Source organism: Peribacillus sp. NPDC076916, from assembly GCF_050269675.1.
GTDB classification, from domain to species: domain Bacteria; phylum Bacillota; class Bacilli; order Bacillales; family DSM-1321; genus Peribacillus; species Peribacillus aracenensis.
In genome coordinates, this window is record NZ_JBNNIU010000003.1 from 247,801 (window position 1) to 266,087 (window position 18,287).

17 protein-coding genes and 3 other annotated features are annotated in these 18,287 nt (G+C 43.3%); of the genes, 14 read left to right on the forward strand and 3 right to left on the reverse strand.

What is annotated here, in order from left to right; genetic code table 11:
• Positions 1-24 precede the first annotated feature (24 nt).
• Positions 25-582 (forward strand): hypothetical protein, encoded by a 558-nt coding sequence (locus ACQKFG_RS10735; protein ID WP_192206311.1) that lies wholly within the window; start codon positions 25-27, stop codon positions 580-582.
• Positions 583-816: 234 nt separating this feature from the next.
• Here the strand turns inward: ACQKFG_RS10735 and ACQKFG_RS10740 are convergent, their stop codons facing one another.
• Positions 817-1,329 (reverse strand): GNAT family N-acetyltransferase, encoded by a 513-nt coding sequence (locus ACQKFG_RS10740; protein ID WP_427559692.1) that lies wholly within the window; start codon positions 1,327-1,329, stop codon positions 817-819.
• Positions 1,330-1,501: 172 nt separating this feature from the next.
• Here ACQKFG_RS10740 and ACQKFG_RS10745 point away from each other — a divergent pair, with 172 nt between their 5' ends.
• The 12 genes from ACQKFG_RS10745 to thrS all read left to right on the forward strand — a co-directional run bounded on the left by ACQKFG_RS10745 (position 1,502) and on the right by thrS (position 15,587).
• The gene (locus tag ACQKFG_RS10745; RefSeq protein ID WP_427558715.1) at positions 1,502-2,983 is read left to right on the forward strand and encodes a sigma-54 interaction domain-containing protein; all 1,482 of its coding nucleotides are present in this window, start codon (positions 1,502-1,504) and stop codon (positions 2,981-2,983) included.
• A gap of 263 nt (positions 2,984-3,246) precedes the next feature.
• Positions 3,247-4,683, forward strand: a complete 1,437-nt coding sequence (ablA, locus tag ACQKFG_RS10750; RefSeq protein ID WP_192208015.1) for a lysine 2,3-aminomutase — start codon at positions 3,247-3,249, stop codon at positions 4,681-4,683.
• A gap of 2 nt (positions 4,684-4,685) precedes the next feature.
• Entirely contained in the window at positions 4,686-4,952 is a 267-nt protein-coding gene (locus ACQKFG_RS10755; RefSeq protein WP_403081229.1) for a YokU family protein, read from the forward strand.
• 65 nt (positions 4,953-5,017) lie between these two features.
• Positions 5,018-5,881 carry a putative beta-lysine N-acetyltransferase gene (ablB, locus tag ACQKFG_RS10760; protein WP_427558718.1) on the forward strand — a complete coding sequence of 288 codons (864 nt, stop codon included), beginning with the start codon at positions 5,018-5,020 and terminating at the stop codon, positions 5,879-5,881.
• A 13-nt stretch (positions 5,882-5,894) separates the two neighbouring features.
• Positions 5,895-6,125: a ferredoxin gene (locus tag ACQKFG_RS10765; RefSeq protein ID WP_076364212.1), complete on the forward strand. Its 231-nt coding sequence runs from the start codon at positions 5,895-5,897 to the stop codon at positions 6,123-6,125.
• Between the two features lie 76 nt (positions 6,126-6,201).
• Entirely contained in the window at positions 6,202-7,569 is a 1,368-nt protein-coding gene (locus tag ACQKFG_RS10770; protein ID WP_349727656.1) for an aspartate aminotransferase family protein, read from the forward strand.
• A gap of 10 nt (positions 7,570-7,579) precedes the next feature.
• The gene (locus ACQKFG_RS10775) at positions 7,580-8,278 is read left to right on the forward strand and encodes a CoA transferase subunit A (protein ID WP_342614417.1); all 699 of its coding nucleotides are present in this window, start codon (positions 7,580-7,582) and stop codon (positions 8,276-8,278) included.
• Positions 8,263-8,925, forward strand: coding sequence for a 3-oxoacid CoA-transferase subunit B (locus ACQKFG_RS10780; RefSeq protein ID WP_427558723.1), 663 nt, complete (start codon positions 8,263-8,265; stop codon positions 8,923-8,925). Before ACQKFG_RS10775 ends, ACQKFG_RS10780 begins: the two co-directional genes overlap by 16 nt.
• 37 nt (positions 8,926-8,962) lie before the next feature.
• On the forward strand, positions 8,963-10,288 hold the full coding sequence (locus ACQKFG_RS10785; RefSeq protein ID WP_427558726.1) for a peptidase: 1,326 nt from the start codon (positions 8,963-8,965) through the stop codon (positions 10,286-10,288).
• Between the two features lie 115 nt (positions 10,289-10,403).
• Positions 10,404-11,867 (forward strand): amino acid permease, encoded by a 1,464-nt coding sequence (locus ACQKFG_RS10790; RefSeq protein ID WP_228467506.1) that lies wholly within the window; start codon positions 10,404-10,406, stop codon positions 11,865-11,867.
• Between the two features lie 267 nt (positions 11,868-12,134).
• Positions 12,135-12,740 carry a DUF7010 family protein gene (locus ACQKFG_RS10795; protein ID WP_369619447.1) on the forward strand — a complete coding sequence of 202 codons (606 nt, stop codon included), beginning with the start codon at positions 12,135-12,137 and terminating at the stop codon, positions 12,738-12,740.
• 149 nt (positions 12,741-12,889) lie between these two features.
• Positions 12,890-13,114, forward strand: a binding site (T-box leader).
• Between the two features lie 30 nt (positions 13,115-13,144).
• Positions 13,145-13,367, forward strand: a binding site (T-box leader).
• A 30-nt stretch (positions 13,368-13,397) separates the two neighbouring features.
• Positions 13,398-13,620 (forward strand) — a binding site (T-box leader).
• A gap of 59 nt (positions 13,621-13,679) precedes the next feature.
• Entirely contained in the window at positions 13,680-15,587 is a 1,908-nt protein-coding gene (gene thrS / locus ACQKFG_RS10800; RefSeq protein ID WP_427559697.1) for a threonine--tRNA ligase, read from the forward strand.
• A gap of 24 nt (positions 15,588-15,611) precedes the next feature.
• Here the strand turns inward: thrS and ACQKFG_RS10805 are convergent, their stop codons facing one another.
• Together ACQKFG_RS10805 and ACQKFG_RS10810 are read right to left on the reverse strand one after the other, a co-directional pair.
• On the reverse strand, positions 15,612-15,884 hold the full coding sequence (locus ACQKFG_RS10805; protein ID WP_427558730.1) for a hypothetical protein: 273 nt from the start codon (positions 15,882-15,884) through the stop codon (positions 15,612-15,614).
• Positions 15,885-15,895: 11 nt separating this feature from the next.
• On the reverse strand, positions 15,896-16,522 hold the full coding sequence (locus tag ACQKFG_RS10810; protein WP_427558733.1) for a LysE family transporter: 627 nt from the start codon (positions 16,520-16,522) through the stop codon (positions 15,896-15,898).
• A 344-nt stretch (positions 16,523-16,866) separates the two neighbouring features.
• Here ACQKFG_RS10810 and ACQKFG_RS10815 point away from each other — a divergent pair, with 344 nt between their 5' ends.
• Entirely contained in the window at positions 16,867-18,102 is a 1,236-nt protein-coding gene (locus tag ACQKFG_RS10815) for an MFS transporter (RefSeq protein WP_228467504.1), read from the forward strand.
• Positions 18,103-18,287 lie beyond the last annotated feature (185 nt).

Consider the following 18,287-nt stretch of genomic DNA (forward strand, 5'->3'; position numbering starts at 1 on the left):
TCAAATAAACGCAGGGGGTAAACAATGAACAATTACGAAAAGTTATATAAACAATACCTATACAGGCAAGATGAACTATCGTTAACCAAGGAACAGGTCGTTGACCGTATTTTATCTAAATTCAAAGCTAGAGAATTTTCAAAAAAAGAAGTGCTAGATTTAGTCAATGATGACCAATTAGAATACTCTAAGATTTTCACATGTCTTGTAATAGATGATCCATCGGTGTTAAATAAACTGTTTTCAAACGAAGAAAGACGATACCACAATGAACAAGTGCTGGATAATCGCGAAAATCCGCTTAATGAGAAAAAAATAAAAAAAACCGAATGGAATTACAACCAGTTACTATTAGATGAACAAGAAGGTAGAAGAATCGATATATTCTTCGAAAGCAAAGATGGCAGATACATTTCGGAGTTTATTGTAAGAGACCAGTGTGAGAAATTGAATAGTTATTTAAATGCATTGATTGTAGGTTCACTTATTCAAAGGGGCGTCGCAGAGTATCCAACTGACATTACAGATGAGTATTTTCAATATTACTTAAAAAATTTAGAACAATTTGGATTCTTGAATTAATACGCCTTTACTTACTTAATAAATAACTCAAGTGTTTTCCAAGTTATCAAACAAAAAAGAGCTATAAAAAGCCCAGTCTCCCTTGATTGAGAGAGTGGGCTTTTGTCACTCAAATGAATGGAGTTCTAAGTTTTCAATTAAAAATGTTGATAAACTTTTTAACTGTTGAGTTTAATCCTATACAATCCAAATTTCTCTTTCATTTACTACTATCCTAATGGTAATGAGCCATTGTCAGATAAGTTCCAAGCACCAATCATTGCATCTCATAAAGCTCCCTGGCGGGTATTCGAATTCACATTCGGAGATGAGGTTGAAGCCGAGCTTGCGGCAAATTGCGTTGGATGCAGAATTATTGATCGAAGGGAAAGCGTGAATGTATTTGTATTTTCGTTCGGCTTTGACTTTCTCTATCAGTGCCTTCACAGCTTGAGATGCGATTCCTTTTCCTTGAAAGGAAGGGAGGACGCTCCAGCCGATCTCGTATACATATTCATCATTCCACACTTTTTGCCAGTAGCCAACGGAACCGGCTGCCTCTGCCTCCGGAAACAAGTTGATGCTAAACATGCACCCCTTATCCCCAATCTGTAGATACCGTTGATGGCGTTTCAGGATTTGTTCATTATTTTCTGTTCCGCCAAGGTGTTCCATCATTTCTGGGGCATTTAGTTGAAAGAGTAATGCAAGGTCTGTATCTTCCCACGGTTTAATTTCTATTTTCGTTTTTTTGCTTCGTTCTGAAATCCGACTCACCCCTGAATTTTAATTTTTCTTATATTAATTTTCTTGGCTTGGTGTGATATTCCTTTATTTGAATTTATTAATCTATTGCCTTTCTGTTGAAGTTTTAATCTTATAAGAATAATGAGATGAATGTTTCCCATTAAATGCTATAATTTACAGGTGATTCTATCAAATGACAGAGAACGGAGATGAAGAAATGAAATCTTCAGTAAATCAGTTTTCCACTCAATTTGAATGGATATTGAATGTGATCAATGTGGGTGTCCATATCGTGAATAAGGATGGGGATACAGTATTCTACAATGAAATGATGGCACATATCGACGGGCTTGATCGTGAACAGGTGCTGGGGGAGAATATTTTTCAGCTTTATCCTTCATTGACTGATGAATCCAGTACGCTGCATGTAGCATTGGAAAAAGGCAATGAAACGATTGAGTCCATTCAAACATATGTCAATGTAAAAGAGAAAAAAATAACGTCGATCAATAGTACGTATCCTCTGTATGAGGATGGTGAAATTATAGGGGCAGTGGAAATCGCAAAGGATATTACGAAGGTCATGAATATGTACGACCAAATTGTCGATTTGCGTTCCCAGCTGGTCGAGACCCATAAGAAAAGCAAGTTCTCTGAAGGGACGGCGACCTATCATTTTAGTGATTTGATTGGTAGTAGCCCTACTTTTCAGCAAGCGATTTCATTGGCGAAAAAAGCGGCCCGTACACATTCCCCAGTCATGATTTATGGACCCACCGGGACAGGGAAGGAACTGGTCGCCCAAAGTATACATAATGTAAGTGCTCAGCGAAATCAGCCTTTCATCGCGCAGAACTGTGCAGCTGTTCCAAAGGAATTGATGGAGGGGCTGCTGTTCGGCACGACGAAAGGGGCTTTTACCGGAGCGATGGATCGCACGGGCATTTTTGAACAGGCGAATGGCGGAACCCTTTTCCTTGATGAGCTGAATAGCCTCGACCTCGGTCTGCAGGCAAAATTGCTGCGAGTGCTTCAGGAAGGTGAGGTGCGCCGTGTTGGAGGTTCGAAGGAGCAGAAGGTTAATGTTAAGATCATTGCTGCGATGAACATATCTCCAGAAGAGGCGTTGGAGCGGGGAATCATTCGCTCGGATTTATTTTTCCGCCTGAATGTCGTGACGGTCCAAATGCCTTCTCTTTTGGAGCGTAAAACGGATATTCCGGAAATCGTCAATCACTTTATTCAAAAGTTCAACAAATCATTTTTTACCGAAGTGCGCGGGATCAGTCAAAAGGCGATGCAACGGCTTCTTCAATATCAATGGCCAGGGAACATTCGTGAACTGGGACATGCCATCGAGTTGACCTTTAACGTCATGGACGCAGGGGAAGATATGATTGATGAACATCATCTTCCTGCTTATCTTTTCCCTTCAGGAAATTATGCTGCAGCAAATGCGCAAAGCCATCCTTCCCCATTGCAGGACAAGATTGATTTACCTGTCGTTCTTGAAGAAATGGAAAGGGAAATGATCATCAAAATGTTCGAGAAATATAATGGAAATATCAGCAAAACGGCAGAAGCCCTCAATATTAAAAGACAGGGGCTGCAATATAAGTTAAACAAGTACGGCATTGAGAAAGTTTATACGGCGGGATCGAAGGAATCGAAGTGAATTCAAGCTTTTTGGAAACGCTGCCACTTTCTTGATCATGTAACTTGAAGAGGGCTCTTGTGAAAAGAGACCCTCTTTTTTCGCATGGCGCAAAGAAATTGGCTGCAAAAAATTATGCGTATCGAAAAATTTCTTGCGACTTTAAGCTCGGTTTGCCCCCTTTTGCTTATGTTTACCTTGTTATTCGTGTTGGCATCATTCTTGCGAGAGTATATGTATAAGCTTTTAAAATAAGGGGGGCATTTTAAATGAATTTGATGGGAATGGATGTAAAACATAAAGAATACCTAGGTGGACGCAGGCATTATAATGATATCGAATTGTGGAAAGATGTAACGGAAGAGCAGTGGAATGATTGGCTCTGGCAATTGACAAACACGATTAAAACACTGGATGATCTGAAAAAGGTCGTCAACCTGACACCTGAAGAAGAGGAAGGAGTCCGGATTTCGACTCAAACGATTCCGTTGAACATTACGCCTTATTATGCTTCATTGATGAATCCCGATGATCCTCGCTGTCCGATTCGTTTACAGTCGGTACCGCTTTCGGCAGAAATGAACAAGACTAGATATGATTTGGAGGATCCGCTGCATGAGGATGAGGATTCCCCTGTTCCAGGATTGACGCATCGATATCCGGATCGCGTTCTATTCCTTGTAACGAACCAATGCTCCATGTACTGCAGATATTGTACGCGACGCCGTTTTTCAGGTCAGGTTGGGATGGGTGTTCCGAAGAAGCAGCTTGACGGGGCGATTGAATATATCCGGAACACTCCGGAAGTAAGGGACGTGCTGATCTCTGGTGGAGACGGCCTGCTGATCAATGATAAGATTCTTGAATACGTATTGAGTAACTTACGTGCCATCCCGCATGTGGAAATCATTCGGATCGGAACACGTGCACCGGTCGTTTTCCCGCAGAGGATTACAGAAAATTTATGTAATATTCTGAAAAAGTATCATCCGATTTGGTTGAATACGCATTTCAATCATTCACTTGAACTGACGGATGAAGCGAAAAAAGCATGTGATATGCTGTCGATGGCAGGAGTGCCGCTTGGTAATCAGGCAGTCATCCTGGCTGGAATCAACGATAGTGTACATATCATGAAAAAGCTTATGCATGACTGTGTAAAAGCAAGGGTAAGACCTTATTACATTTATCAATGTGATCTATCTGAAGGGATTGGCCATTTCCGGGCGCCGGTTTCAAAAGGGCTGGAAATCATTGAAGCTCTGCGCGGCCATACATCAGGATATGCAGTGCCGACCTTTGTGGTGGATGCTCCCGGCGGAGGCGGAAAGATTGCCCTGACTCCGAATTACCTTCTTTCGCAAAGTCCGGATAAAGTCGTTTTACGGAACTTTGAAGGAGTTATCACAAGCTATCCGGAGCCAAAGAATTATGTTGCAGGCAGTGCGGATGCTTACTTTGATGAAGTGTATGGTACGGCGGATAGGAAAGAAGCCGTCGGGATTTCTGCTCTCATGACGGACGAGAAATTCAATTTGGTACCAGAGGGCCTTCGTCGTCTTGACAAGAGAAAATCGTATGAAAGCACTGATGAACATGCTTCCTTGAAGGATCGCCGTGATAAACGGGATGAAATGAAGGAAAAATTAAGGCTAGCCCAAGAAAAAAAGAACGCCATGGCCGTTAGTGGCTCGGTTAAATCCGATGGCAAGGAGGAATGAAGATGGATTGCTTGTGGTGCAACGCCCCGAACGTGGAAGAAAGTGAAAAGAAAGATTGTTACTGGATCATGCCTGACGGGAAACGCTCGATAAAAGTCCTTCAAGTTCCAGCCGTGAACTGTCCTGAGTGTGGAATCTATGTGTCCGATTCGATGAATCAAAAGGTGGATGAAGCCTTGTCTATATATGATGTGAGTGAATATCCTGATGAGTTCACGTATGAACAGCTTCTTCAGGCACCTGTCAAAAAATTATTCAATTGGAAATAGAATGCCGGGAGAAGCGGATGATATGCATCTCTTCTCCCGAATTCTTTAAATAAGGGGGGTACGTAATGCCTGTTCAAAAGCTGCCTTTTTTCACCCAAGTGGAGACTGGGGATTGTTATACGATGGAACTCTATCATGATCATGCCAATCAGCGCTTACGCATGGATGATTATCGGGGAAATGTCAAAAAAGCGATCGATCGGGCCCTTGCCATCGCAAAGGAGCAGGGCTTCACTAAAGTGATACTTAAGGCCAGAAATGAAGATTTATCAGCGGCATTGGGTCAAGGATTCATGCTGGAAGGCATATTGAGCAAGTATTTCAAAGGGAATGATGCCTATTGCATGGCCTTCTATTTGACGGATGAAAGGCGAACGAGCGACTTTTGGGTCAAGGAAGATAAAGTCATCCAAGAGGTAAGCAAGGTTCCTAGGGTGATGGAATCTCAGCAAATTCCTGAGGATTATATCCTCCGGTTTGCTACGGTTGATGATGCACAAGAGCTGGCGAAGTTATATGGTGCCATTTTTGAAACCTATCCTACACCGATGAATGATGAGCGATATATCAAGAAAGTGATGGAGGAAGGCACGATCTTTAGTGTAATCGAATATGAAGGAACCATCGTGAGTGCTGCATCCGCTGAAGTGAATGAGATGTATCACAATGCTGAATTGACGGACTGTGCAACGATTCCCGAACATCGAAAGCATGGCTTCATGAAGGTGCTCATCTCCGCATTGGAACAAGAATTGTTCAGGAAAAACAATTATTGCTCTTATTCATTGGCGCGATCCTTGTCAATGGGCATGAACGCAGTCTTTCATCAGCTGGGATATGAATATGGAGGCAGATTAACGAAGAATTGCAATATTTGGGATAAGTATGAGGACATGAATATTTGGGGTAAAGATTTATCCGTCAAGTAGGAGGATTGTTTATATGGCTAAATACACATGGGTTGATAAAGAAACCTGTATTGCATGCGGGGCATGCGGTGCAACAGGACCCGAGATTTATGACTATGACGATCAAGGGATCGCTTTCGTCATCCTGGACGATAATCAGGGGATTGCCGAAGTTCCTGAGATCCTGCATGATGACATGCAAGATGCTATGGAAGGCTGCCCTACCGAATCCATCCTGATTCAGGATGAACCTTTTAGTTGGTAGAATCGGTTTCTTTTCAGAACTTAATTGATTAATAGATAATGAGAAGTGTGTACGAACGTGAAAAAGGAGAGATGAAATGGAACGGAATCATTTGATTAAGCCCACTTTGGATCATCACTATCCCACTATCTCTCATGGGAATGGAATTTACCTTTATGATATAGATGGAAAACAGTATATAGACGGCTCATCAGGAGCGGTCACAGCAAGTATAGGCCATGGTGTATTGGACGTTGTCGAGGCAATGACGGAGCAGGCCCGCAAGGTTTCTTTTGCATATAGGTCCCATTTTACGAGTCGAGCCGCAGAGGCATTGGCAAAAAAGCTGAGTGAGTTGGCTCCAGGGGATTTGAATTGGTCATTTTTTGTGAATAGTGGCTCGGAAGCGACCGAAACGGCAATGAAGATCGCGATACAACATTGGCAAGAAAAAGGGTTCGAGCGAAAAAATCGCATCATATCCAGGTGGACGAGTTATCACGGGATCACGATGGGCGCTTTATCGATGTCAGGCCATGTACCAAGAAGAAAACGCTTTGTGCCACTATTGGAGGATTTCCCTAGCATATCTGCTCCCTACTGCTATCGCTGTCCTCATAATAATGAAACTTCCGGATGCAAGCTTAAGTGTGCAGATGAACTGGAGACAGCTATTCAAAGGGTCGGCTCCGAGAATATCGCAGCATTCATCGCAGAACCGATAATCGGTGCATCGGCTGGTGCTGTAACACCGCCGGATGGCTACTATCAAAGGATAAAGGAAATCTGCGAAACTTATGACATTCTTTTTATCGCCGATGAGGTAATGACGGGAATCGGCCGGACAGGAAAAATGTTCGCAATGGAACACTGGGGAGTCACCCCGGATATCATCGCATTGGGTAAAGGAATGAGTGCCGGCTATACGCCAATCGCAGCCACGATGATTACTGACCGTGTCATGGAGCCCATTTTAAAAGGTTCGAAATCAATCATGGCTGGACACACATATAGTGCAAACCCGCTATCTGCAGCCGTTTCATTGGAAGTGCTTTCCTACATTGAACGAAATGACCTGGTCCAGGCAGCGGAAGAGAAAGGTCAATATCTGTTTAAGAAGCTGGAAGGATTGGCTGAAAAATTCGACATCATTGGTGATGTAAGAGGGAAAGGGCTGCTCCTTGGGCTTGAGTTTGTCTCCAATCGGATTTCAAAAACGCCATTCGACTTGCAAATCGGCCTGACCACAAGGCTTGTCAATATAGCTTTTGCTAAGGGGCTGTTGATCTATCCTGCTGCAGGTGCGATTGATGGAATCGCTGGCGATGCGGTTATCATATCTCCGCCATTAATCATTACTAATGAAGAAATCGATACCCTCGTCAAGATACTGGAAGCTTCCCTCGAAGAGTTGCAGCAAGAATTGCACACGGAAGGTTTGATTGAGGACATGCAGGCTATTTAGGAGGAACGTTATGAAGCAGGCCATTACGAAGAAAAACAAAATTGTGACCATGGAAGAAGCATTGGAGCATATTTCCGATGGATGCACACTCATGTATGGCGGGTTTGGCGGAGTGGGGACTCCTCCGACGCTCGTACAGGGTATTCTTGACAAGGGCGTTAAGGAATTGACTTTGATTGGCAATGATACTGGATTCCCTGACATCGGCATTGGCCGGCTTGTGACTGCTGAAAGGGCAAAGAAAGTGATCGCCTCGCATATCGGTTCCAACCCTAATGCCGGCAGGCTCATGACTGAAGGAAAGCTGCAGGTGGAATTTTCACCTCAAGGGACATTAGCCGAACGGATTCGTGCTGGGGGTGTAGGCTTAGGCGGGATTTTTGTCGATGTCGGGATTGGTACGATAGCCGAAGAAGGCAAGGACAAGATGGTGATAGAAGGAAAAGAATACTTAGTGGAAACCGCTTTGACGGCTGAAGTCAGCATCGTCCATGCCAAAAAGGCAGATTCGCTGGGGAATTTAGTGTACGACAAGACTGCATGTAACTTCAATCCGTTGGTAGCGATGGCTGGAACCTTTACGATTGCGGAAGTGGAGGAAATCGTTCCTGTAGGCGAATTGGATCCGGAATGTATTGCTACACCAGGCATTTATGTAGATATGGTGATTCCGACAAAAGGGGTGAATTGGAAATGGGCATGGCAGTAGATGTACGAAATCGCATCGCGAAACGCGCCGCCAAGGAAATCCATGACGGATTGATCGTCAATTTAGGCATCGGCATCCCTACCTTGGTGGCCGACCATATACCTCAAGATATTCATGTGATGTTCCATGCGGAAAACGGAGTTCTCGGTACAGGGCCAAGTCCTGATCCCGGGCAAGAAGATCCAGCCCTCTGTAATGCAGGAGGGTTCCCGATCACCACTGTAATGGGAGCTTCCTATTTTGACAGTGCAACAGCATTTGGAATGATCAGGAAAGGGTACATCGACATCACCATCCTTGGAGCCCTGGAAGTCAGTGAAAAAGGGGATTTGGCGAATTGGATCGTCCCAGGAAAGCGGGTGCCGGGCATGGGCGGGGCAATGGAGCTTGCCCAGAAAGCGAAAAAGGTGATCGTCCTGATGAATCACGTGAATAAGCAGGGTGAATCGAAGATATTGAAGGCATGTACGCTCCCATTGACGGCAAGGCAGAGTGTGGATTTAATCATTACGGATATGGCTGTCATGGAAGTTACAGAAGAAGGATTGGTGCTGAAGGAAGTCATGGCGCCATATACCGTGGATGATGTGATAAGGAATACAGAGGCGACATTGAAAATCCATGCTGCCGTCAACACGATTGAATAAGTCGAAAATATGCATTCAAGATTAAGGAGGGATAAATGTGCCGGATATTAAAAAACGGATAAACCAATGGATCAAGGATCATCGGGAAGAAGGAACAAACCTATTGCAAAAAATGGTACAAGCCCCAAGTACGCAAGGAAATGAAGCAGGGGCACAGGCCATCGTCGCCCAAAAACTGCAGGAAATGGGTTTGCAAATCGATAGTTGGGAACCGGACGGCAGCGAGCTGAAAAAGCATTCTTATTTCTATTCTCCGCGCAGTGAATTTTCCAACAGCCCCAATGTGGTAGGTATCATGAAAGGGACTGGCGGCGGACGTTCCATCATTTTGAACGGACACATCGATGTGGTTCCGGATGGTGACCGGGATCAGTGGGAAGACGATCCATATAGTGGAGCGATTAAAAATGGAAGAATGTTTGGTCGGGGTGTAACCGATATGAAGGGTGGAAATGTATCGCTGATCCTTGCGATGCAGGCATTGAAGGAAAGTGGCATCCAATTAAAAGGAGATGTCATTTTTCAAAGTGTGATTGAAGAAGAAAGCGGCGGTGCCGGAACACTGGCGGCCGTCCTGAGGGGATATAAAGCAGATGCCGCCCTGATCCCTGAACCGACGAATATGAGGATCTTCCCGAAACAGCAGGGTTCGATGTGGTTCCGAATCCATGTCAAAGGACGATCAGCCCATGGAGGAACAAGATATGAAGGCGTTAGTGCGATTGAAAAAAGCATGACCGTCATCAATCATATTCGTGCCTTGGAAGAAAAGCGAAATGCACGTGTCAGTGATCCGCTTTATCAGAACACGCCTATTCCGATTCCTATCAATCTAGGTGTCATTGAAGGCGGCAATTGGCCGTCATCCGTCCCTGACCTTGTGAAAATCGAAGGTAGGATGGGCGTTGCGCCAGAGGAAACGATGGAGCAGGCGAAGGATGAAATGGCGTCCTGGTTATTGCAGCTGGCGGAAGTGGACCAATGGTTCAAGGAAAACCCGCCCGTATTGGAGTGGTTCGGGGCACGCTGGGTTCCAGGAGCAATTGATGTAGAGCATGAACTGATGAATGCGCTTGTTCATCAATATCGGCAAGTGGCCGGACAGGACCCTGTCATTGAAGCCTCCCCTTGGGGAACGGATGGGGGATTGCTGACACATGTCGGTGAAACGCCTGCAATCGTTTTCGGGCCAGGAGTAACCGAGGTTGCACACTATCCAAATGAATACATTCTGCTCGACAACGTGTTCTCCACGGCCGAAATCATTGCCCTTACATTAATTCAATGGTGTGGAATGGAGCCTGAGCAGGATGGGGTCACCCAGACCGGGAATAGGGAGACGATACCAGGCAATGGCAATTAAACTGGATAGGATCCCAGCAAGTGAAGCGAACTATTAAGACTTTCACAAAGCGATTGTTAAAAACTCTTATATTTCTTGAACTTTTAACTTTAAAAGAAAATGAGGTAGGAACCATATGGACATGAATCTCATTGATAATCAAGAACCGACAGTTAAAAGGAAACTGAAAGCAAGGCATATGACCATGATTGCCATTGGAGGTTCAATAGGAACCGGATTATTCCTGGCAAGCGGGGCAACCATTCAGAGCGCAGGGCCCGGTGGTGCCCTTGCTGCCTATGCCTGCATTGGAATCATGGTTTATTTCCTTATGACGAGCTTAGGGGAAATGGCGACATATATGCCTGTGTCGGGATCATTTTCCACCTATGCCACACGCTTTGTTGATCCCGCATTCGGCTTTGCACTTGGCTGGAATTATTGGTTTAACTGGGCTGTCACCCTTGCCGTGGAAATAGCTGCTGCAGCCATCATCATGAAATTCTGGCTCCCTGATGTACCCAGCCTTATATGGAGTGGATTATTTCTTGGAATCGTCTTCACCCTCAACGCCCTATCCATTAAAAGCTATGGTGAATCTGAATATTGGTTTGCCTTAATAAAAGTCATTGCCATCATTTGCTTCATCATTATTGGTTTATTGACCATATTTGGGGTTTTTGGCGGAAAGGTGATTGGATTCGAAAACTTCACCATGGACGAGGCACCATTCAAGGGAGGATTTTTATCGATCATCTCAATCTTTCTTATCGCGGGATTTTCTTTTCAAGGCACGGAGCTGGTTGGTATTGCTGCCGGGGAAAGTGAGAATCCCGAAAAAAATGTTCCGAATGCGATCCGCCAAGTATTTTGGCGCATCCTATTATTTTACATCGGAGCCATCCTGATACTCGGCCTCTTGATTCCGTATACAAGTCCAAGTTTGCTGAACGGGGATGTAGAAAACATTTCTGTAAGCCCTTTCACACTTGTCTTTGAACGGGCAGGACTTGCATTCGCGGCATCCGTCATGAATGCAGTCGTGTTGACTTCCTTACTATCCGCAGGGAACTCGGGACTATATGCATCAACGCGGATGTTATGGTCGATGGCGAAAGATAAACAAGCTCCCCAATTCCTCGCCAAAGTCAATCGCAGGGGAATCCCGATGAATGCTTTGATACTAACGACATTAATTGGCGGGCTCGCCTTCTTGACCTCCATTTTTGGGGACCATGTATTTACATGGCTATTGAATGCATCCGGGCTAACCGGCTTCATCGCCTGGATTGGAATCGCCATCAGCCATTATCGCTTTAGACTTGCCTATGTTGCACAGGGTGGTGACCTGAACGAATTGAAATATAAAGCAAAATGGTTTCCACTCGGTCCGATCCTATCATTCGTCCTTTGCATGGGAGTCATTGCCGGGCAGAATTATCAAGCATTCCTAAGCGGCAGCATCGACTGGTATGGCGTCGCTGTCTCCTATATCGGATTACCGATATTCCTGGCGATCTGGTTAGGATACAAGATTTATCACAAGACCAAATTAATATCATTAAAAGATTGTCAATTTGATAAATCAGATGTGGCTTGATATGAATAGATAAAAACCTGAAATCCCTTTGGGACTCAGGTTTTTTTATGAACACTAATTAGACGATATCGGACGGCAATAGAAATATATCTCCGAAAACAGGATTATATCTTCGAAAATAGAAATATACCGACGAAAGCTGCAATTATCCATTAAAATTCGCAACATGGTAATTTTTGCAATGAATCAGTTTTTATAGCTGAATAATTGGGGAGGGTAAGCAATACTATTATTCTATGTACTTTTATTACTGTGGATGAAAGGAAAATGAGGATGAAAGAGGCGTTTCGCGGTTCTGGAATTGGAGTCATTTTCATGGCGTTCTTCGGTACGCTGTGGGCAGGTACCGGTGTAATGGGATTGCAGGGGTGGGGGTTTCCTTACATGGAACTCGCAGCCATCTTCGTGGGAATCATAATGGTTATCGGCGGCATTTCATTAATTCATGCATCACAAAAAATGTCCAATCAAGTTTCAGGAGATGGGGCTAGGCGTCTGAAGCGTATCGGATTCTTGTTTAATATGGTCTTCATTGCCGAAGGTTTGCTGATTGGGATTGCCATTGTCATCTGTAACTTGATCAATCAGACCGATCTTATACCGGGGGTCATCGCCATTATTGTAGGGATTCATTTTTTACCTTTGGCGTCACTTTTCCAAATCAAGGTTTACTATGCAACAGGAGTGCTTCTCTGTTTATTGGCGCTTATCACATTGCTTATTGTGCCAGACACTGTCATGTTTGGGGAGCATCAAATCCTTGCACCGTTATCTTTGCTCGGCTTTGGATGCGCACTAATTCTCTGGATAACTGGACTTACGCTATGGCTTAGAATAAAGAATTCAAGTCTAACGATAGCCGATGAAGATTGAATCAATCAAAAAACCCGTCATGGCGAACGGGTTTTTCATTTTGATTAATTTTTCATCCAGGTCAAGAATCTGAGAATTATAAAATTGGGGTTGTCACTTATGGGAATATATTGTAATATATATAACAATATAAAAATCCATTTACATTTTTAGAAGCATTGATAAGGACATGAATCATTTTTACGGTCTTCAGAGAGGGAAGGGTTAGCTGCGAACTTCCTGGCTTAGGGAACTGATTTACCGCCTTTGAGCTATATCGGTGAACAAGAGTAACTGATATCGTCTAAGCTGCGTTACAAGCTCCAGAGCCATGAGTGATACTTGCTTATGGGAAATTGGGTGGAATCACGGGTATAAACGCACTCGTCCCTTATATAGGGATGGGTGCGTTTTTTATTATTATAATTAGTGCCATGATAAGGACATGAATCATTTTTACGGTCTTCAGAGAGGGAAGGGTTAGCTGCGAACTTCCTGGCTTAGGAAACTGATTTACCGCCTTTGAGCTATATCGGTGAACAAGAGTAACTGATATCGTCTAAGCTGCGTTACAAGCTCCAGAGCCATGAGTGTTTCTTGCTTATGGGAAATTGGGTGGAACCACGGGTAAACGCACTCGTCCCTTATATAGGGATGGGTGCGTTTTTTATTATTATAATTAGTGCCATGATAAGGACATGAATCATTTTTACGGTCTTCAGAGAGGGAAGGGTTAGCTGCGAACTTCCTGGCTTAGGGAACTGATTTACCGCCTTTGAGCTATATCGGTGAACAAGAGTAACTGATATCGTCTAAGCTGCGTTATAAGCTCCAGAGCCATGAGTGTTACTTGCTTATGGGAAATTGGGTGGAACCACGGGTAAACGCACTCGTCCCTTACATAGGGATGAGTGCGTTTTTTATTACTAAAAAAGGGGTGTTTATGTGATGGGTGAAAAAATGATTAAAGTTCAATTCCCGGATGGGCAGCAAAAGGAATATCCGCTTGGGATGACAGTGGAAGGCGTGGCAGGGTCTATCAGCTCAAGTTTAAGGAAAAAGGCAGTGGCAGGAAAACTGGATAAGCAACTGGTTGATCTATGTCACAAGCTGAATGAGGATGCCGAACTGTCGGTCTTGACTCTGGATTCGGATGAAGGATTACAAGTATTACGACATACAGCGGCGCATGTTTTGGCACAGGCAGTGAAAAGATTGTACCGAAATGTGGAATTAGGAATGGGGCCAGTCGTGGAAGATGGTTTTTACTATGATTTTAAGTTAGACCATCCTTTGAGCCCAGAAGATCTACAAGCTATTGAAAAAGAGATGGAACAAATCATAAGTGAAAATCTGGAAATAAAAAGGGTCGAAGTGACTTATGAAGAAGCTGTGAAGTTATTCGAGGGCAAAGGGGAGTCATTCAAGTTGGATATTGCAAAGAGCATCCCTAATGGTGAAAAATTAACGATCTATCAACAGGGGGAATTCGTCGATCTTTGCAGAGGGCCGCACCTTCCATCCACATCATTTGTAAAATCGTTCAAATTGACTCGTGTATCTGGTGCCTATTGGCGGGGAGACAATCAAAATGAAGTTCTTCAAAGGGTGTATGGCGTGGCATTCCGAAAGAAAAAGGATTTACAGGAACACTTTGAATTCCTGGAAGAAGCGGCCAAACGCGATCACCGTAAATTAGGAAAGCAGTTGGAGCTATTCATGTTTTCGGAGGAAGCCCCTGGAATGCCGTTTTATTTACCGAAAGGGCAAATCGTTAGAAATGAATTGGAGAAATTCTCGCGGGAGCTTCAGACTGAAGCTGATTACGACGAAGTTCGGACTCCTTTCATGATGAACCAGCGGTTATGGGAACAATCGGGTCACTGGGATCATTACCATGAGAATATGTACTTCACTGAGGTGGATCAAACAAAATTCGCGATGAAGCCAATGAACTGTCCGGGTCATATGCTCATTTTTAAAAACAGTCTTTATTCTTACAGGGATTTACCCATTCGGATGGCCGAATTCGGTCAAGTCCACCGGCATGAATATAGCGGGGCATTGAACGGGATGCTGCGTGTCCGTACATTTTGTCAGGATGATGCCCACATCTATGTTCGGCAGGATCAAATCGAAAGTGAAATTAAACAAGTGTTTCATCTGATCGATAAGGTGTACCGCACTTTTGGATTCGAGTATTCCGTTGAGCTTTCGACGCGTCCAGAGGATTCAATGGGTGATGATTCCCTTTGGGAAGCTTCTGAAACAGCCTTGAAAAATGTTCTGGAAAGCATCGGGATACATTATCAAGTAAATGAAGGGGACGGGGCATTTTATGGACCGAAAATTGATTTTCATATTAAAGATGCATTAAAACGAAGCCATCAATGTGCAACAATCCAACTTGATTTTCAAATGCCCGACAAATTTGATCTGACTTACATCGATGAAAATAATGAAAAAGTTCGTCCGGTCGTCATTCATCGTGCCATTTTTGGATCGATCGATCGCTTTTTCGGAATCCTGATAGAACACTTTGCCGGTGCTTTTCCAGTATGGCTCGCCCCGGTGCAAGTACAAATCATCCCCGTCTCACAAGTTCATTTGGATTATTGTTTAAAGGTTCAAAAAGAACTGAAGAATCGAGGCATAAGAGTGAAAATTGATGATCGGAATGAAAAGCTCGGGTATAAAGTCAGGGAAGCGCAGATGGGGAAAATCCCATATATGCTGGTTCTCGGAGATAAAGAAGAGCAAGAAAATGAAGTGAATGTCCGGAAATACGGGGAACAAGAAGTTGAAAATGTCGCAATAGAAACGTTCATCAAGAAAATGATCCAGCAAATAAAAGAACGCAGCATCTAACAAAAAAAGCAGCTTAATCCGGAACTAAAGAGTAAATGCGCGGAACTCACGAGTAAATGCACAAAACTCACGAGTAAATGCGCGGAACTCACGAGTAAATGCACAAAACTCACGAGTAAATGCGCGGAACTCACGAGTAAATGCACAAAATTCACGAGTAAATGCGCGAAACTCACGAGTAAATGCGCGAAACTCACGAGTAAATGCGCGAAACTCACGAGTAAATGTCCCTTGGATTAGGTTCGTATAAAAAGAGACAGCCGAATAAATCGGCTGTCTTTTTCTATACGAACTCACCCAGTAAATGCTTATGTAAATAAAACCTTGGCTGCTTGGATGGCAAAGTAAATGCCAATCCCTATAAGGGATATACCCGAAACGATCGAGATGCCCATTAGTAGGGGGTTGGATAATAAGCGTCTGAAGGTGCTGGCGATGATGGCCATTGCGAAATCCCAGATCAAGAGGCCGACAAGGATCCCTGAACTGTAAAAAAGTAAATGATCCATATCATATTTTGAAGCGGAGTTTGCGAGAATGGATCCATAAATGCCCAGCCAAAACAAAATGGATAAAGGATTCGAAAGGGACATGATGAAGCCTGTCAGAAATGAAGAAAAAAGGGAGTCTTTCGCTTTTCGTGCATTCACTTCAATCTTGCCTGAACTTAGCAGACTTTCGATCCCGGTATAGGTCAGTACGAAAAATCCAAAAAGCCATAAAAATGTCTTCATGAAGGAGTTGTCCAAAAAGTGGACGACACCGAAAAAGACGAGGGCTATAAAAACAAGATCTGCTAGAATGGCACCCCAGCCAAAAATCCAGGCATGCCAAAAACCCTTCTTGATTCCTTTGTCCAATTGAGCAGCGTTTATGGGACCGATAGGAGCCGCCAGTGATAAACCTAATAATATATAGCTGAAAAAAACGCCCAATTCATCACCTCATCGTTTAATACATCTTCGCTTATTTGAATGTATTCAAACAATTGGACTTGTACCACCTTTTTAGCCCTTTTAGAGTGGATATGGTGAATCGTGGTCCGGTTTGCGCTTACCTAGTCATTGTAAAAAAGAGAAACCCATTGTTATACAGAATGGTTTTTTTGTTTTAAAGGTCAAAAGGGGTAATTTTGGTTAATGCGCTACTGAATAAATCTTTCAAAGCTATAACATAATAATTTAAGACATCTAAAAAATGATGCAAAACACATATTGATTTCACGAATGGTTACCTTTTATGCAATTAGTTGCTTTTATAATGGATGAGGAGTGTAAGTATGGAGGGTCATGAGAAGCAAAATAAAGATGTAAGCGTGTGGTGCCTGATCAGTATGGCATCGATTCCATTGGTGATGACGCTTGGAAATTCAATGCTTATTCCGGTTTTGCCCATTTTCGAGGATAAGGTGGGGATATCTTCATTTCAATCAAGCATGGTGATAACAAGCTATTCCGTTGCATCCATTTTTTTAATTCCCATAGCAGGTTATTTATCAGATCGATTCGGACGGAAGATGGTGATCCTGCCAAGTCTGATCCTAGCCCTCATTGGTGGCTTGGTCGCAGGTTATGCATCATGGAAAATGGAAAATCCCTATACATGGATCATCATTGGGAGGGTATTGCAGGGGATTGGGGCGTCTGGTGCCTCGCCCATCATTTTGCCTCTTGTGGGGGATTTATACAAAGATGATGATGAAAAAACGAGCGCTTGTCTGGGTATCATAGAAACCTCGAATACATTTGGGAAAGTGCTTAGTCCAATATTGGGTTCCCTGTTTGCTGCATTTATCTGGTTTTTACCATTCTTCTCGATTTCATTCTTCAGTTTAATATCTATTGTCTTGGTCTTTTTCTTTATAAAGGTACCAAAGGAAAAGGATGATCCGAAGAAATTCAATGAATTTTGGCATGATACGAAAAAAATATTCAAACAGGAAGGAAAATGGTTATATACAGTTTTCCTGATTGGTGTATTTGTCATGTTGGTTTTATTCGGTGTTCTTTTCTTTTTGTCTGATAATCTGGAAAAAATCCATGATTTGCATGGAATCAAAAAAGGTTTAGTGATAGCGATCCCGCTATTTTTCCTTTGTGTGTCTTCTTATGTTGCCGGGAAGAAAATCAAGGGCGAATTGCCAATCATGAAAAAGATCATCATGATTAGTCTGATTGTCCTTTCAATCAGCCTTGTATTTGTCGGTTTTACAAAAAATAAAGTTTTCCTTTTATTACTCGTAACAAGTTTGGCGGGCATAGCAATTGGTGCGTTATTGCCGACACTTGACGCAATCATCACTCAAAATATAAAAAAGGAACAGCGTGGGACGATAACTTCCTTCTACATGTCATCTAGGTTCATCGGAGTTGCGGCAGGCCCTCCGGTCATGTCCCTTGTCATGAAAAATCATCTCAATTTGAGCTATATCATTACAGGGATCATAGGTATAGGAATCGTCTTGATTGTTTGGAAATTCATTAGTTCAGACAAAAAAGAAGCTGCTGCCTCCTAATCAATAGAGATTCCCGAAAAAGCCGGGCTTTCCCACGGCTTTTTTGTACTTTTCATTTATAGCTGGATGATTTTATCTTTTGTAGCTGCATTGGATTTCGCAGGTTTTTAAATGAAGGCTGTTTTCGAATACGCAGGAGTCTCGCACTTGCGCTCCAATCAACCTCAAAACAACAATCTTTACGA

Coding starts and splice junctions, on each gene's coding strand:
- ACQKFG_RS10755 (WP_403081229.1), top strand. CDS start 4,686: ATGGATTGCTTGTGGTGCAACGCCCCGAACGTGGAAGAAAGTGAAAAG.
- ACQKFG_RS10745 (WP_427558715.1), top strand. CDS start 1,502: ATGACAGAGAACGGAGATGAAGAAATGAAATCTTCAGTAAATCAGTTT.
- ACQKFG_RS10780 (WP_427558723.1), top strand. CDS start 8,263: ATGGGCATGGCAGTAGATGTACGAAATCGCATCGCGAAACGCGCCGCC.
- ablA (WP_192208015.1), top strand. CDS start 3,247: ATGGATGTAAAACATAAAGAATACCTAGGTGGACGCAGGCATTATAAT.
- ablB (WP_427558718.1), top strand. CDS start 5,018: ATGCCTGTTCAAAAGCTGCCTTTTTTCACCCAAGTGGAGACTGGGGAT.
- ACQKFG_RS10795 (WP_369619447.1), top strand. CDS start 12,135: ATGAGGATGAAAGAGGCGTTTCGCGGTTCTGGAATTGGAGTCATTTTC.
- ACQKFG_RS10790 (WP_228467506.1), top strand. CDS start 10,404: ATGGACATGAATCTCATTGATAATCAAGAACCGACAGTTAAAAGGAAA.
- ACQKFG_RS10775 (WP_342614417.1), top strand. CDS start 7,580: ATGAAGCAGGCCATTACGAAGAAAAACAAAATTGTGACCATGGAAGAA.
- ACQKFG_RS10765 (WP_076364212.1), top strand. CDS start 5,895: ATGGCTAAATACACATGGGTTGATAAAGAAACCTGTATTGCATGCGGG.
- ACQKFG_RS10735 (WP_192206311.1), top strand. CDS start 25: ATGAACAATTACGAAAAGTTATATAAACAATACCTATACAGGCAAGAT.
- thrS (WP_427559697.1), top strand. CDS start 13,680: ATGATTAAAGTTCAATTCCCGGATGGGCAGCAAAAGGAATATCCGCTT.
- ACQKFG_RS10815 (WP_228467504.1), top strand. CDS start 16,867: ATGGAGGGTCATGAGAAGCAAAATAAAGATGTAAGCGTGTGGTGCCTG.
- ACQKFG_RS10770 (WP_349727656.1), top strand. CDS start 6,202: ATGGAACGGAATCATTTGATTAAGCCCACTTTGGATCATCACTATCCC.